This window comes from Nonomuraea sp. NPDC049714, from assembly GCF_044465295.1.
Classification (GTDB): domain Bacteria; phylum Actinomycetota; class Actinomycetes; order Streptosporangiales; family Streptosporangiaceae; genus Nonomuraea.
Genome location: NZ_JBITLM010000002.1, coordinates 1,250,555 through 1,264,254 on the forward strand (window position 1 = coordinate 1,250,555; position 13,700 = coordinate 1,264,254).

Genomic DNA, 13,700 nt, shown 5'->3' on the forward strand with positions numbered 1-13,700 from the left:
CGGCAAGCGCAGAAATGACTTATCTGGATCTTCCCTACATAAGCTACTAAGTCGGGATATCACGCCTACATCATGCGGATATCCTCGTATTGACTGAGGTAATCGGCATATTCGATGCTGACGCCATGGATCAGCATGAGGTGGATGTATTGGTGGTCGGGGGCGGGCCCGTCGGGCTGTCCACCGCCATCGAACTTTCCCGCCACGGAATATCCACACTGCTGGTCGAAAAGCATGCGGGCACGGCGATTTTCCCGAAAGCCCGGCTCATCACCACCCGGACCATGGAGATTCTCCGGTCCTGGGGAATTCAGGACGAGGTGGAGAGCGCCGGAATGCCGCGCGAGGAGTTCCTCGCGGTGGGCGTCGGGAGCTCCCTGACGGCGGACGACTTCGTCAGGTCGGCGGCGGCGCTGCACCGCGACGCCCCGCACAGCCCCACTTACACCTTCCTCTGCTCCCAGGACCTGCTGGAGGTCATCCTGCGCCGGCGCGCCGAGGCGGGCCCGGCCGCGGACGTCAGGTTCGGGGCCACCATGACCGCCATGCGCGAGGTCGCGGGCGGCGTCGAGGCCGTCGTGTCCGCCGAGGGCCGGGAGGTCCTGGTGCGCTGCCGCTATCTGGTGGCCGCCGACGGCAGCCGCGGCGGGGTCCGCGAGCGGCTCGGCATCAAGGTCGAAGGGCCGCCGGTGCTCGGCCACATGATCAGCATCATGTTCGAGGCCGACCTGGGCTTCCTGCCGCCCGAGCGGCGGGCCGCGCTGTCCTTCCTGCGCGATCCGCCGTGCGCCGTGGAAGCGGTCGATCACGGGCGGCGGTGGATGGTGCAGACCGGGTACGAGCCCGAGGAGGGCGGCAGCCCGGCCGACTTCACCGAGGAGGCGTGCCTGGCCGCCGTGCGCGCCGCCGTCGGGGTGCCGGACCTGCCCATCCGCATCCTCGGCGTGCTGCCCTGGCTGCAGCAGGCCAAGGTCGCCGACGGCTTCCAGTCGGGCCGGGTCTTCCTGGCCGGGGACGCCGCGCATGTGGCCACCCCGCAGGGCGGGTTCGGCATGAACTGCGGCATTCAGGACGCCCACAACCTGGCCTGGAAACTGGCCGCCGTCCTGCGCGACGCGGCCGGGCCCGCGCTGCTGGACACCTACACCGCCGAGCGGCGGCCGATCGCCGTCCGTACCGTGGACGAGAGCCTGAACAACGCGCTGATCACCTTCCGGATGATGGAGGGGCGGCTGTCCATGCGGGAGGCCGTCGACCAGCAGGCGGGCCGGCGCAGCTGCGAGGGGCTGGTCCTCGGCTTCGGCTACGAGTCCGCCGCGGTCATCCCGGACGGCACGCCGGCCCCCGCCCCCGGCGACCCCTACCGCGTCTACGTCCCGTCCGCCCGGCCCGGCCACCGCGCCCCGCACGTGTGGCTGGCGGGCCCGGACGGTCCCGTGTCCACCCTGGACCTGCTCGGTCCCCGCTTCACCCTCATGACGGCGAGCCCCGCCTGGGCGCGCGCCGCCCTCCCGGCGGCCCACCGCACCGGGTGCGACCTGACGGCGGTCGAGATCCTCCCCGACGGGGGCACGTACACCTCCCCGACCTGGGCCGTGGAGTACGGCGTCGGCGCGGCGGGCGCGGTCCTGGTACGCCCGGACGGCCACGTCGCCTGGCGCGCCCCGCTCCCCTCCACCACCCCCGAACACGACCTGACCACAGCCCTGGCCACCGTCCTCGCCACCCGCTGACCCACCGGCCGCCCAGCTGACCAGCAGGTCGACGAGCTTTTGACGGCGGCAGGTCGACCAGCAACTGACGGCGGGAGGCCCGGCCGGCCCCCGGGGGGTGAGGGGCCGGCCGGGGGTCAGGCGTGGGCGACGCGGGAGCGGAGGCGGGCGGCGCCCAGGCGGAGGGAGAGTGGGTTACCGCAGGAGGTCGCCACCAGGTCGGTCACCGCCTGCGGTCCGAGGGCGGGGCCCGCCGCGCCCACGAGCATGTCGGCCAGCTCCCGGGCCGCGTCCTCCTCCAGCGGCGCGAGGAACGCGCGGTGCGCGCCCTGCCTGGCCACCAGCTCGTCCAGGGGATCGGCGCTGGTCACCACGACCCGGCAGCCCGGCCCGCCCGGCAGCAGGGACGCCACCTCGTCACCGTCGCGGGCGTTGTCCAGCACCACGAGCATCCGGCGGCGGGCGGTCCGGCTGCGGTACAGGGCCAGCTTCTCGGCGTGGTCGGCGGGCAGGTCCTGCTCGCCGAGCGCCCGCAGGAAACGGTCCAACACGGCGTGCGGCTCGATGCCGTCGAGGTCCGCGAAGAGCTGCCCGTCGGGGAACCAGTCGATCCGGGCGTGCGCCCACCGCAGCGCCAGCGTGGTCTTGCCGACACCCGGCGCGCCGCTGAGCACCATGGCGCCGGGCGTCGCGGTCTCCGGGTCGGGCCGCAGGGCGGTGTCGAGCCCGGCCAGCTCAGCGGCGCGCCCCACGAACGGCAGGACCTGCGGCGGCAGCTGGCACGGCACCACCAGGGCGGGCGGCGCGGGCCGAGACGTGGGCGAGCGCATCAGCACGGCCTCGTCGCGCAGGATCTGCTCGTGCAGCCGGCGCAGCGCGGGTCCGGGCTCCAGGCCGATCTGCTCCAGCAGGAACCGCCGCGTCTCCTGGTAGGTGCGCAGCGCCTCGGCCCGGCGGCCGGCACGGTACTGGGCCAGCATGAGCTGGGCGCGTACCCGCTCGCGGAACGGCGACTCGGCCACCAGGGCCAGCAGCTCGGGGATCACCTGGTGGTGCCTGCCCAGCCCGATCTCCAGCTCCAGGCAGGTCTCCAGCGCCTCCAGCCGGCATTCGGCCATCCGCGCCACGTCGTACCGCAGGCCTCTGAGGTCCTCGAACGGGGTGCCGCTCCACAGCGCGAGCGCCTCGCGCAGCAGCGCGACGGCGCCCTCCTGGTCGTGGGCGGCCTGCTCGCGCGCCCGCGTCACCATGGCGCTGAACCTGAGCCAGTCGATGCTGTCGGCGGGGGCACGCAGGAGGTAGCCGGGACTGGAGGTCTCGATCACGCCCGCGCCGAGCCTGCGGCGCAGCCGCGACACGCAGATGGCGATCTGCCGCCAGGCGCTGCTCGGGGCGGAGCCGGCCCACACCGCCTCGACGAGCCGCTCCACGCTCATCACCCGGTTGGCGTTCAGCAGCAGGCAGGCCAGGATGGCCAGCTCCCTGTTGGCGCTCATCGGCAGCTCGGCGCCGTCCTTGAGCACCTTGAGCGGCCCCAGGACGTGGAACTCGAAGACGGATCCCGGCGCCTGCCCGGTGGTCGGCGCGCTCATCAGGCCGCCCGTGCCAGGTGGCGTTCGAGCTCGTCGGCGGCCCGCGGGGTGCCGCCGGCGGCCCGGACGTCGGCGCGCATCGCCTCGGCGCTCCGCCGCACCTCCGGGTCTGCGGCCACCGCGAGCACCGAGTCGACCAGGCGCCGCGCGGTCAGCTCGGCCGGCTCGACGACCCGGCCCAGCCCCAGCTCGGCGATCCGGCGGGCGGGCGGCCGGTCGATGGCGGTGGCGGGCACCACGACCATCGGGCAGCCCCAGTAGAGGGCTTCCATGGCGGTGCCCATGCCGCCGTGGGTGACCGACGCCGAGGCGTGCGCCAGCACCGCCATGTGGGACACCCACCGGTGGACCTCGATCGTGGGCGGCAGCGGGCCGAGGTCGGCGGGGTCCATGCCGTCGCCCAGCGTGACCACGCCGTGCCAGGGCAGCTCCGCGAAGGCCCGCACGCAGGTACGCACCAGGTCGGGCCGCCCGCTGGCGACAGTGCCGAAGGACAGCAGCGCCACCGGCAGCCCGTCGCCCGGCGGCTCCCATCCGGACAGGAAGGCGCGTTCGCCCAGGCACGGGCCGACGAAGGCGAAGCGCTCGTCGAAGGTCTCGCCGGCGAACTGGAACGAGCGCGGCAGGTTGACCAGGTTGGAGTCCTGGACCTCCCACCACAGCTCGGCCGGGTCCGCCCGCACCCCGTGCGCGAGGGCCAGCTCCCGGGTCCTGGCGAGCATCCCGTCCACCCAGCCGGGCAACTCGCGGGCGGCTTCCTGCCCGCCGTAGATGGCGGACAGGTACGAGAAGTGCTCGTTGGAGGCGAACACGGGGATGAGCTGCGTGGCCGGCAGCCCCCACTTCCTGGCCAGGATGCGCCCGGCGTGCAGGATCGAGATGTCGTAGACGATCAGGTCCGGCCGGTCGCGCAGCCCTTCGGCCGCCCGCAGCATCGCCGCGCTCTCGTCCAGGAACAGAGAGAGCAGCCCCAGCGGGTCGTCCTCCAGCTTGCGCAGGTCCACGGACTGATAGGCCGAGTCGTAGCTGAGCACGGTCGCGCCCGCGCCCTCGGCGTGCCGCGCCGTCGCGGGCGCGGTCAAATAGGTGACCCGGTTTCCCCTGCGAACCAATTCTGCGACCACGGCGAGATGCGGAATGACATGGCCGTGATCGGGCTGACACATAAAAAGATAGTGTCGTGTCATGTGAAGTCTTTCGCTGGATCCACGTATAGGTAGCCACCTCAAACTATTAACGGCGGCCGCGATGAAGGACCCCTAATCTCCCCCTGATCCGGTGTCCGTTCTAGGGGTTTCGCGCGCTGGCCGGCCATGCCTACCCTGGCGGCAATCATGAGGAGGACGACGATGCCCACGCGCGTCTGGGACTATCTGCCCGAATACGAATCCGAGCGCCAGGACATTCTCGATGCGGTCGAGACCGTGTTCCGTTCCGGGCAGCTCATCCTGGGAGAGAGCGTGCGCTCCTTCGAGGCGGAGTTCGCCGCCTACCACGGGGTGCGCCACTGCGTGGGCGTGGACAACGGCACCAACGCCATCAAGCTGGCCCTGCAGGCGCTCGGCGTGGGCAGGGGCGACGAGGTCGTCACCGTCTCCAACACCGCCGCGCCCACCGTGGTGGCCATCGACGCCGTGGGGGCGACGCCGGTCTTCACCGATGTCGACCCGCGCACGTACCTGATGGACGTGGCCCAGGTGGCGGCCGCCATCACGCCGCGGACGCGGTGCCTGCTGCCCGTCCACCTGTACGGCCAGTGCGTGGACATGGCGCCGCTGGAGCGGCTGGCGGCCCGGCACGACCTGGTGATCCTGGAGGACTGCGCGCAGGCCCACGGCGCCCGCCACCACGGGCGGACGGCCGGGTCGATGGGGCACGCGGCGGCGTTCTCGTTCTATCCGACCAAGGTGCTGGGCGCGTACGGCGACGGCGGCGCGGCGATCACCTCCGACGACGAGGTGGAGCGCGCGCTGCGGCGGCTGCGCTACTACGGCATGGAGCGGACCTACTACGTGGTGGAGACGCCCGGCCACAACGCGCGGCTGGACGAGGTGCAGGCCGAGATCCTGCGCCGCAAGCTGACCCGGCTCGACGACTACGTCGCGGGGCGGCGCGCGGTGGCCGCCCGCTACGCCGACGGCCTGGCCGGCACCGGCCTGGTGCTGCCCGAGACCGCCGAGGGCAACGAGCACGCCTACTACCTGTACGTGGTGCGGCATCCGCGCCGCGACGAGATCATCGAGGCGCTGCGCGAGCACGACATCCACCTCAACATCAGCTATCCGTGGCCGGTGCACACCATGACGGGCTTCGCGCGTCTGGGCTACGCCCCGGGCAGCCTGCCGGTCACCGAGGCGCTGGCCGGGGAGATCTTCTCGCTGCCGATGTACCCGTCGCTGCCGCTCGGCGTCCAGGAGAAGGTCATCGCCGCGCTCCGCGAGGTGCTGTGACCGGCCGTCCGGCTCAGCGGACGTACTCGGGCAGGAGGCCGCACGCGGCGGCCTCGCCCAGCGTGCGCGCGGTCCGGTCGCGCTCCGACAGGATCGGCGGCGGCCCGCCGGGCAGCCGCAGCCCGATCTCCTCGTCGAACACCGACAGCGTCAGCTCGTTCTCGGCCCGGTACTCCGCCGAGAGCAGGTAGCACACCACGCTGTCGTCCTCCAGCGCGACGAAGGCGTGGCCGACACCGGGCGGGAAGTAGACGGCCCGGCCGGTGTCGGCGGCCAGCTCCACCGCGTCCCACCGGGCGAACGTCGGCGATCCGACGCGCAGGTCCACCACCAGGTCGAGGACCCGGCCGCCCGAGCAGTAGACGTACTTCGCGGTGCCGGGCGGCGTGAGCGTGTAGTGGATGCCGCGCACCACGCCGCGCCGGGAGACGTTCCGGCTTGCCTGCGCGACGGGGAACAGCGGCCGCCCGACCGCCGCCACGAACGCCCTCTCCTGGTACGGCGAGGCGAAGGTGCCGCGCTCGTCGCCGAAGACGGCGGGGTCGAAGGCGTACGCGCCGGTCACGGCCAGCTCGCGGTGCTTCACGGCCGCGCCCCGCTGGAACCGGTCATGGCCGTCAGTGCCCTACGGTGTGGACCTCGGGGACGTACAGGATCCAGTTGCCGCCCGCCTCGCGGAACGCCGTCTCCTTGGCCATGATCTCCTCGGCGTGGTTCCAGGCGAGCAGCAGGGCGTAGTCGGGGTAGGGGGCGGCGAACGCCTCGGGCCCGCGCACCGGGATGTGCGAGCCGGGCGTGAGCTTGCCCTGTTTGGCGGGGGTCGTGTCGCAGACGAGGGAGACGAGGTCCGGCCCGATGCCGCAGTAGTTGAGCACGGTGGCGCTCTTGGCGGTGGCCCCGTAGCCGTACACCCGCGCGCCCTGCTCGCGCAGGCTCGTCAGCAGCGCCACCAGGTCGTCGCGGTTGGCGGCGACCCGCGCCGCGAAGTCGCGCAGCGTCGCCGGCTCCGTCAGGCTTCCGGCCTCCTCCGCCGCCAGCAGGCTCGCCACCGCCGCGCTCGGCGTGCGAGTGCCGCGCCGGGCCAGCGTGTACCGGACCTCGCCGCCGTGCACCGGCAGCCGCTCCACGTCCACCAGCTCGAACCCGTGGCGGCGGGCCATGGCGCGGACCGAGGTGGCGCAGAAGAAGTAGAAGTGCTCGTCGTAGATCTGGTCGAAGGAGGCCCGCTCGACGATGTCGCCGAGGTAGGGGTCCTCGAAGACGAACACGCCGCCGGGCCGCAGCAGCGTGTCCACCCCGCTCATGATGGAGTCCAGGTAGGGGATGTGGCACAGCGTGTTGGCCGCGTAGACGACGTCGGCGGGGCCGTCGGCGGCGCGGATCTCGGCTGCGACGCCGGCCTCGAAGAAGTCCTTGCGCACGCGCACGCCCCGGGCCGCCGCCACGTCCGCCACGCCGCCGGAGGGCTCGACGCCGAGGTGCCGGACGCCCTCGTCGGCGATGGTCGTGAGCATGGTGCCGTCGTTGCAGCCCAGCTCGACCACGAACGGGTCGGGCCCGGCCAGCTCGGTGGCGAGCAGGCGCTTGGCCATGGCCTCGAAGTGCGCGCGCATCACCGCCGACCCGGAGGAGAGGTACGGGTAGTCGTCGTGGAACATCCGCTCCCTGTCCACCTCGTGCAGGAGCTGCGCCATCGAGCAGTCCGCGCAGACCCCCACGGCCAGGTGGAAGAAGAATTCCGGCGCCGTGTCGCCGGGGGCGACGAAGGCGTCGGAGATCGGTTGCCGCCCGAAGTCGGCGACCTGGTGCAGCGTTCCGGAGCAGATCCGGCACTCCATGCGATCCTCCTAGAGCGTGCGGCCCGCGTCAGGGGTGGCGGTACCTCACCCATACGTCACCGGTCTTCACGTATCCGGTGAGCCGGATCACCACGCCGTCGGGGGCCAGCGCCACGGGCGGGCGGTTGAAGACCGCGCCCATCCAGCGCCGCACGACCTCGTCGTCGCGGACGATCCAGCCGGGCGGGACGATGAGGATGACGTCGCCGAACCAGGAGGTGACCCCGATGTCGATCACGACCTCCTGGTGCGGGCAGTCCGCCCTGGTGAAGTCGATCCTCACCGTGCCGAACCGGCCCGCCCTGGCGCTGATGTACGGCGGCACCGTCCAGCGCCCGTCGTGCACGACCTTGCCGCTGCGGGTGTGCAGCTCCAGCGCGCCGGTGGCGCTGGGCACGGCCATGGCGGCCGTGGGGACGGCCGGGGCCATGGGGGGCAAGGCCCTGGTCTGCCACAGGTCCGCCACCAGCACGTCCAGCTGCCCTCGGGTGCGGGCGGTGAAGGTGCGGTCGACCCGCTCGTTGAACTCGTCGAGGGTGATCCGCCCGTCGCTGACCGCGACGCGGAGCATCTCGGCCACCCTCTCGCGATCCTGGTCACTTGCTCGCATGTCCGGCTGCTCGGTCATGGCGTCCACCCTAGAAGCCTATGAAGGTCGTACCGGCGCAGAAACCCCTATTCCACAGGGGTTCCAGGCCGGGGGCAGGGGTTGAGCGGGGTGGCGGCCCCGTGGCAGGTTCGGCCATGACGGACCGTGATCAGGAGCCCTGAGGAGGCTGCCATCATCGACGTTCGCGGTTGGCTCGACGAGGTCGCCGGCCACACCTTCATGGAAGTGACGCGGGTGCCCCTGGAGGAGCTGGCCGGGTGGCGGGCGGACCCGGTGACGGGCGACATCCGGCACCGGAGCGGGCGGTTCTTCACCGTCGAGGGCCTCGACGTCCGGCATCCCGCGGGGCCGGTGACCGCCTGGACGCAGCCCATCATCAACCAGCCCGAGGCGGGCATCCTCGGCATCCTGCTCAAGCGGGTGGACGGCGAGCCGTACCTGCTGATGCAGGCCAAGAACGAGCCGGGCAATCCCGACGGGCCGCAGCTCTCGCCCACCGTGCAGGCCACCAGGAGCAACTACACGCGGGTGCACGAGGGGCGGCCGGTGCCGTACCTCGACTTCTTCCGGGAGCCGCGCGGCCGGGTGCTCGCCGACGTGCGCCAGTCCGAGCAGGGGGCGTGGTTCTACCGCAAGCGCAACCGCAACATGGTGGTCGAGGTCGGCGCGCACGTCGAGGCGGCCGAGGGGTTCCGCTGGCTGCCGCTGCGGCGGGTGCACGAGCTGCTGTCCGTGCCGGAGCTGGTGAACATGGACGCCCGTACGGTGCTGGCCTGCCTGCCGCCCCAGCCCCGACCGCCGTCCGATGGCCTCAGGGGCTTCGGCGCGCTCGTAGCCCGTTCCCGCCTGCCCGGCGGCCCCGCCGTGCACGCCACGGGCGAGATCCTGAGCTGGCTGAGCGGCCTGCGCTCCACGGTCGACATCCAGGCCCGGCCGCTCGCGCTCGGGCGGCTGCGCGCGTGGCGGCGGGCCGAGGGCCGCATCACGCACGACACCGGCAGGTTCTTCGAGGTCATCGGCGTACGCGTGCGGGCGCGCGGGCGCGAGGTCGGCGGGTGGGACCAGCCGATGATCGCGCCCGTGGGCATCGGGGTGGCCGCGTTCCTGGTCAGGCGGATCGGCGGGGTGCTGCACGCCCTGGCGCACGCGCGCGTCGATCCCGGCTACACCGACGTGGTGGAGCTGGCGCCGACCGTGCAGTGCACCCCCGGCAACTACGACCACCTGCCGCCCCGGGCCAGGCCGCCGCTGCTGGCGGAGGTGCTGGGCGCCGGGCCGGACAGCGTGCGCTTCGACACGGTGCTGGCGGAGGAGGGCGGGCGCTTCTACCACGCGCGCAACCGCTACCTCGTGGTGGAGACCGCCGAGGACCCGCTGCCCGGCCACCCCGGCTTCCGCTGGGTGGCGCTGCACCAGCTGGACGAGCTGCTCCGGCACAGCTACTACCTGAACGTCGAGGCGCGCACCCTGGTCAGCTGCCTGCACGGCCTGGCGCACGCCGACCGGCTCACCGCAGCAGCTCGATGACCCTGCCGAAGTCCTCCATGGCCGACTCCATCACGGTGAAGTAGGACAGGCCGAACCTCTCCCGGTGCCCGCGCACCTGCTCCGCGATCTGCGCCGGTGTCCCCACGAACAGCGTCGGCAGCTCCAGCAGCCGCTCGGGCGCCAGATCCGGGGCGTATCGGCGGAGGCTCTCGGCGCCGGCCCGCCGGTCGCCGGTCAGCACCGTGGCCTTGGACAGCACGTTCAGCTCGATCCGCGCGGCGCGCGGCCCGGCCGCGGCGCGGACGAACTCGACCCGCCCGAGCAGCTCCTCCGCGTCGACCAGGGCGGTCCTGCCGTACTCCGCCCGGTAGGGGGCGCCGGTGAAGCTGACGATCTCGGCCCGCCGGGCGGCCAGCCGGAGCACGCGGTCGCCGTGGCCGCCGATCATGAGCGGTGGCCCCTTGTGCGTCAGCAGCGTCTCCAGCGCGCCGACCAGCTCCACCAGGCGGCGGGTGCGCGAGGCCGGATCGTCGGGCAGGCCCAGGGCGGCGAATTCGGATCGGACGTAGCCGGTGCCGAGTCCGAGCTCCAGCCGTCCGCCGATGAGCCGGTCGGTGGTGGTGACGTCCCTGGCCAGCAGGACGGGGTGGTGGAACGCGGCGTTGAGCACGTAGGTGCCGATGGTCGCCCGCTCGGTGGCCTCGGCGGCCAGGATCGCCGACGGGAAGGGCGAGAGCAGGTTCAGATGGTCGGGCACGGCGATCACGTCGTAACCCAGCGCCTCCGCCCGGCGGCACTTGGCCACCCACTCGGCCCTGGGGCAGTCCTCGGTGATGAGCACCACGCCGAACCGGAAGGACGGGACCGTCACGGGCAGGATCTCCGCGTTCACCATGCGTCTCCTCGTGCGGGATTCACTCGCACAGTAACTAATTTCCACAATTCCATGTCGCCCTGAAAGAAATACGCGGGCCACTCTTGCGGGAATTAAGGGTCACCAGGGGTCCGGACCCATGACAATCTACGTAGTACCCCTGGAACCCCTACGACGACGTAGGGGGAAATCGTGCTTTTGCACATCACGGCCGTATCATGACAGCGGGTTCGTCGGCAAGGCACCCATCGAAACAGTCCCATTTGACTTGACGGCTCAACGCACTTTGACTGGAGCAGTCAACAGCCGGGGGGACTCGTGAAGGGAATTCGGTGCGTTACACGAGGCTAGGCCGAACCGGGCCGGTCATTTCAGCAATCGGACTCGGCTCGATGGCTCTGAGCGGCGCCTACGGCCACGTCGACGCCACCGAGGCGAGCCGGCTGGTCCGCCGGGCGCTCGACGCGGGCGTCACCTTCTTCGACACGGCCGACTTCTACGCGGCCGGCGAGGTGGAGCGGCTGGTCGGCCGGGCCGTCGCCGGGCGGTCCGCGGAGATCGTGGTGGCCACCCGCGGCGGGGTGCGCGTACGCGGCCCCAAGGAGCCGGTGGAGTTCGACGACCGGCCAGGCTGCCTCGAACGCGCCTGCGAGTCGTCGCTCCGCCGCCTCGGCATCGACCACATCGGGCTCTACTACCTGCAGTGCCGCGGCTCCCACGTGCCGATCGAGGACAGCGTGGCCCGGCTGGCCGAGCTGGTGCGGGCCGGCAAGATCCGGCACATCGGGCTGTCCAACGCCACGCCCGAGCAGCTCCGGCGGGCCTGCGCCGTGCACCCGATCGCCGCGCTCGCCATCGAATACTCCCTCTGGGGCACCTGCATCGACGCGTCACTGCTGGCCACGGCGCGCGAGCTGGGCGTCTCCATCGTGGCGGTCCGCCCGCTCGGCCGGGGCTTCCTGACCGGCCGGATCAGGACCCACGACCGGCTCGCCCCGGGCGACTGGCGGCGCTCCGACCCCAGGTTCAGGCCCGAGCGGCTGCGGCTGCACGTCGGGCCTCTCCAGCGGCTCGAAACCGTGGCCGCACGGCTCGACCTGGGCACGGGCCGGCTCGCGCTGGCCTGGCTGCTGACGCGCGACGAGCACATCGTGCCGGTGCCCAGCACCCGTGACCAGGTGCACCTGGAGATGAACATCGCGGCCTCGGCGGTCGAGTTGCCGCCGGAGGTCCGCGAGCGGCTGACCGGCCTGTTCCCCGGGCGCTTCCCCGCCGAGCTGGCGCACTCACCCGTCCCGCTGATCTGACACGGCGAGTCAGTCCAGGTCGGCCCTGCTCTGCGGCGTGATCAGGGAGGCGGCCAGCGCCTTGTTCACCGCGTCGATCCGCGAGACCGCGTTGAGCTTCACGAAGATGTTGCGCATGTGGCGCTTCACCGTCGCCTCGGCCAGGCCGAGCCTGCGGGCGATCTGGCTGTTGCTCAGCGCCTGCGCCGCGAGCTGGAGCACCTCCAGCTCCTTCTCCGACAGCGTCGGCGCGGCCGCGGCCTCCACCTGGGCGACGCTGTTGCGCGAGACGGCGAGCACCACCCTGGAGGGATCCTCGTGCACGCTGCGCACCGCCGCGATCAGCTCGTGCCGGTGCACGCTCTTGAGCAGGTAACCGCGGATCCCCGCGGCCAGCAGCCTGCTGAGCAGCTGCGGACCGTCGTACATGCTCAGGATGATGATCCGGGTCTCCGGCGACATGGAGCGGATCCGGGAGACGGTCTCGGTGACCTCGTCGCCGGGGATCTCCACGTCCAGCAGCACGACGTCGGGGCGGGCGCCGGTGACCAGGGCGACGGCGGCCATCGAGTCGCCGGCCTCGCCGACGATCCGCATGTCGCCGACGGACTCGAGGATCTCGCGCAGCCCCTCCCGGAACAGCGCGTGGTCGTCCACCAGCGCGATGGAGATGCTCGCCTCAGCCGTCGTCGGGTCCACCGTTTTGCCTTTTGAGTGGGATGAACACCTCGACCAGACATCCGCCGCGAGGCGTGCTGGAGATCACGACCCGCCCGCCGAGCAGCGCGGCCCGCTCCCGCATGGAGGCCAGGCCCACGCCGCCCTGCTCGCGGGCGCTCGCCGGGTCGAAGCCCCGGCCGTCGTCCTGCACCGACGCGATCAGCGCGTGCGGGGCGATGTCCACCCGGATGAACACCGACGCCGCGCCGGCGTGGGTGAGCGCGTTGCGCGCCGCCTCGCGGACGATGAGGAACGCCTCACCGATGCTCGCCGGATCCGCCCAGGACTCGTCGCCGTTGACGTCGAGGCCGATGCAGACCTCGGCGTCCTCGGCCGTCTCCAGGAAGCTCAGCAGGGACTTCTCCAGGTCACCGGCAGGGGTGGCCGGGTGCAGCTCGGAGGTGATCTGCCGCAGGTTCTCCATGATCTCCTGTACGGCCTGCTGCACGACCGCGATCTTGGCCAGGGCGCGCGCCGGGTCGGTGGCGTGGTAGACCTCCGACAGGGCCAGTTGCTGGTGGGCGACGCTGATGCCGTGCCCTATCCGGTCGTGGAGTTCGCGCGCGATGCGCCGGCGCTCGTCCTCCTGGGCCTGGTGCACCTGGTTGAGCAGAAAGCCGTTGTAGCTCTCCGACGCGTCACGGACCCGCCGCGACAGGCTCTCCTCCATGCCGGTGACGGCCAGCGCCAGCGCCTCGGCGGGCGCGTCGAACTCGGCCGCCATTCTCCGGGCGAGATGGTTGACGGCGGTCCGGAAAAAAAGCGAGCCCGCCTCAAGAGAGGCGGCGGGATGAACTCCTTCCGCGGCTCTGGCGTTTCCGACTTCGCGCGCGTGGAGTTTGTGCCGATTACTTACCTGAACCTTTCCGGCGCGTAGCGTAGCGGCCACGTCCTCCAGAACGTACTGCGCGGTCAATAAGGCCTGGCGCCTGGCCTGGGAAGCAGCGAATACGGCGTTGCCCGTGGTCAGCAGGGCCGACTCGAATTCCGCGAGTATTTCGTCGCGACACGACTCGACACATCTCGCCGGATCATCCGTCGCTTTGTAAGCCCCCTCCACTGACGTCCCCTCCGGCCGTGGGCCGAGTACAAGCACGCCTCCCACTATCGATCATCGACAAGATCACCGC

General features: G+C 72.0%; 13 protein-coding genes. 4 read left to right on the forward strand and 9 right to left on the reverse strand.

Going from position 1 to position 13,700, the window contains the following annotated elements; all coding sequences use genetic code 11:
• Positions 1 to 65: 65 nt before the first annotated feature.
• Positions 66 to 236 (reverse strand): hypothetical protein, encoded by a 171-nt coding sequence (locus ACIBQX_RS12950; RefSeq protein ID WP_397003897.1) that lies wholly within the window; start codon positions 234 to 236, stop codon positions 66 to 68.
• On the opposite strand from ACIBQX_RS12950, the gene ACIBQX_RS12955 reads away from it, so the two are divergent.
• Positions 189 to 1,733 (forward strand): FAD-dependent monooxygenase, encoded by a 1,545-nt coding sequence (locus ACIBQX_RS12955; RefSeq protein WP_397003885.1) that lies wholly within the window; start codon positions 189 to 191, stop codon positions 1,731 to 1,733. The genes ACIBQX_RS12950 and ACIBQX_RS12955 overlap by 48 nt on opposite strands.
• A 116-nt stretch (positions 1,734 to 1,849) precedes the next feature.
• Here the strand turns inward: ACIBQX_RS12955 and ACIBQX_RS12960 are convergent, their stop codons facing one another.
• Both ACIBQX_RS12960 and ACIBQX_RS12965 read right to left on the reverse strand, forming a co-directional pair.
• Positions 1,850 to 3,304, reverse strand: a complete 1,455-nt coding sequence (locus ACIBQX_RS12960) for a BTAD domain-containing putative transcriptional regulator (RefSeq protein WP_397003715.1) — start codon at positions 3,302 to 3,304, stop codon at positions 1,850 to 1,852.
• Positions 3,304 to 4,491 carry a macrolide family glycosyltransferase gene (locus tag ACIBQX_RS12965; RefSeq protein ID WP_397003717.1) on the reverse strand — a complete coding sequence of 396 codons (1,188 nt, stop codon included), beginning with the start codon at positions 4,489 to 4,491 and terminating at the stop codon, positions 3,304 to 3,306. Before ACIBQX_RS12965 ends, ACIBQX_RS12960 begins: the two co-directional genes overlap by 1 nt.
• A 162-nt stretch (positions 4,492 to 4,653) precedes the next feature.
• Between ACIBQX_RS12965 and ACIBQX_RS12970 the strand changes: the two genes are divergently transcribed.
• A complete protein-coding gene (locus tag ACIBQX_RS12970; protein ID WP_397003719.1) occupies positions 4,654 to 5,754 on the forward strand; it encodes a DegT/DnrJ/EryC1/StrS family aminotransferase in 1,101 nt (366 codons plus the stop codon).
• A gap of 13 nt (positions 5,755 to 5,767) precedes the next feature.
• Here ACIBQX_RS12970 and ACIBQX_RS12975 read toward each other — a convergent pair whose 3' ends face one another.
• The 3 genes from ACIBQX_RS12975 to ACIBQX_RS12985 are packed head-to-tail and all read right to left on the reverse strand — an operon-like array spanning position 5,768 to position 8,220.
• Complete coding sequence (locus ACIBQX_RS12975; RefSeq protein ID WP_397003721.1) at positions 5,768 to 6,340, reverse strand: dTDP-4-dehydrorhamnose 3,5-epimerase family protein; 573 nt, start codon at positions 6,338 to 6,340, stop codon at positions 5,768 to 5,770.
• Positions 6,341 to 6,371: 31 nt separating this feature from the next.
• The gene (locus ACIBQX_RS12980; protein WP_397003723.1) at positions 6,372 to 7,592 is read right to left on the reverse strand and encodes a methyltransferase domain-containing protein; all 1,221 of its coding nucleotides are present in this window, start codon (positions 7,590 to 7,592) and stop codon (positions 6,372 to 6,374) included.
• 28 nt (positions 7,593 to 7,620) lie between these two features.
• Entirely contained in the window at positions 7,621 to 8,220 is a 600-nt protein-coding gene (locus tag ACIBQX_RS12985) for a DUF1707 domain-containing protein (RefSeq protein ID WP_397003725.1), read from the reverse strand.
• A 126-nt stretch (positions 8,221 to 8,346) separates the two neighbouring features.
• Between ACIBQX_RS12985 and ACIBQX_RS12990 the strand changes: the two genes are divergently transcribed.
• Complete coding sequence (locus ACIBQX_RS12990; protein ID WP_397003727.1) at positions 8,347 to 9,729, forward strand: NDP-hexose 2,3-dehydratase family protein; 1,383 nt, start codon at positions 8,347 to 8,349, stop codon at positions 9,727 to 9,729.
• Here the strand turns inward: ACIBQX_RS12990 and ACIBQX_RS12995 are convergent.
• Positions 9,710 to 10,585, reverse strand: coding sequence for a TIGR03621 family F420-dependent LLM class oxidoreductase (locus ACIBQX_RS12995; RefSeq protein WP_397003729.1), 876 nt, complete (start codon positions 10,583 to 10,585; stop codon positions 9,710 to 9,712). The two genes, ACIBQX_RS12990 and ACIBQX_RS12995, sit on opposite strands and share 20 nt — an antisense overlap.
• A 311-nt stretch (positions 10,586 to 10,896) precedes the next feature.
• Between ACIBQX_RS12995 and ACIBQX_RS13000 the strand changes: the two genes are divergently transcribed.
• A complete protein-coding gene (locus tag ACIBQX_RS13000) occupies positions 10,897 to 11,871 on the forward strand; it encodes an aldo/keto reductase (protein ID WP_397003731.1) in 975 nt (324 codons plus the stop codon).
• A 9-nt stretch (positions 11,872 to 11,880) separates the two neighbouring features.
• Here ACIBQX_RS13000 and ACIBQX_RS13005 read toward each other — a convergent pair whose 3' ends face one another.
• Positions 11,881 to 12,549, reverse strand: a complete 669-nt coding sequence (locus tag ACIBQX_RS13005; RefSeq protein WP_397003733.1) for a response regulator — start codon at positions 12,547 to 12,549, stop codon at positions 11,881 to 11,883.
• The gene (locus tag ACIBQX_RS13010; protein ID WP_397003735.1) at positions 12,530 to 13,294 is read right to left on the reverse strand and encodes a sensor histidine kinase; all 765 of its coding nucleotides are present in this window, start codon (positions 13,292 to 13,294) and stop codon (positions 12,530 to 12,532) included. Before ACIBQX_RS13010 ends, ACIBQX_RS13005 begins: the two co-directional genes overlap by 20 nt.
• Between the last annotated feature and the right edge of the window lie 406 nt (positions 13,295 to 13,700).

What these genes read in the sequence shown, in the direction of transcription:
- ACIBQX_RS12950 (WP_397003897.1), bottom strand. Translation starts at nt 236, where the DNA reads ATGCTTTTCGACCAGCAGTGTGGATATTCCGTGGCGGGAAAGTTCGAT.
- ACIBQX_RS12960 (WP_397003715.1), bottom strand. Translation starts at nt 3,304, where the DNA reads ATGAGCGCGCCGACCACCGGGCAGGCGCCGGGATCCGTCTTCGAGTTC.
- ACIBQX_RS12965 (WP_397003717.1), bottom strand. Translation starts at nt 4,491, where the DNA reads ATGACACGACACTATCTTTTTATGTGTCAGCCCGATCACGGCCATGTC.
- ACIBQX_RS12970 (WP_397003719.1), top strand. Translation starts at nt 4,654, where the DNA reads ATGCCCACGCGCGTCTGGGACTATCTGCCCGAATACGAATCCGAGCGC.
- ACIBQX_RS12980 (WP_397003723.1), bottom strand. Translation starts at nt 7,592, where the DNA reads ATGGAGTGCCGGATCTGCTCCGGAACGCTGCACCAGGTCGCCGACTTC.
- ACIBQX_RS12985 (WP_397003725.1), bottom strand. Translation starts at nt 8,220, where the DNA reads ATGACCGAGCAGCCGGACATGCGAGCAAGTGACCAGGATCGCGAGAGG.
- ACIBQX_RS12995 (WP_397003729.1), bottom strand. Translation starts at nt 10,585, where the DNA reads ATGGTGAACGCGGAGATCCTGCCCGTGACGGTCCCGTCCTTCCGGTTC.
- ACIBQX_RS13010 (WP_397003735.1), bottom strand. Translation starts at nt 13,294, where the DNA reads ATGGCGGCCGAGTTCGACGCGCCCGCCGAGGCGCTGGCGCTGGCCGTC.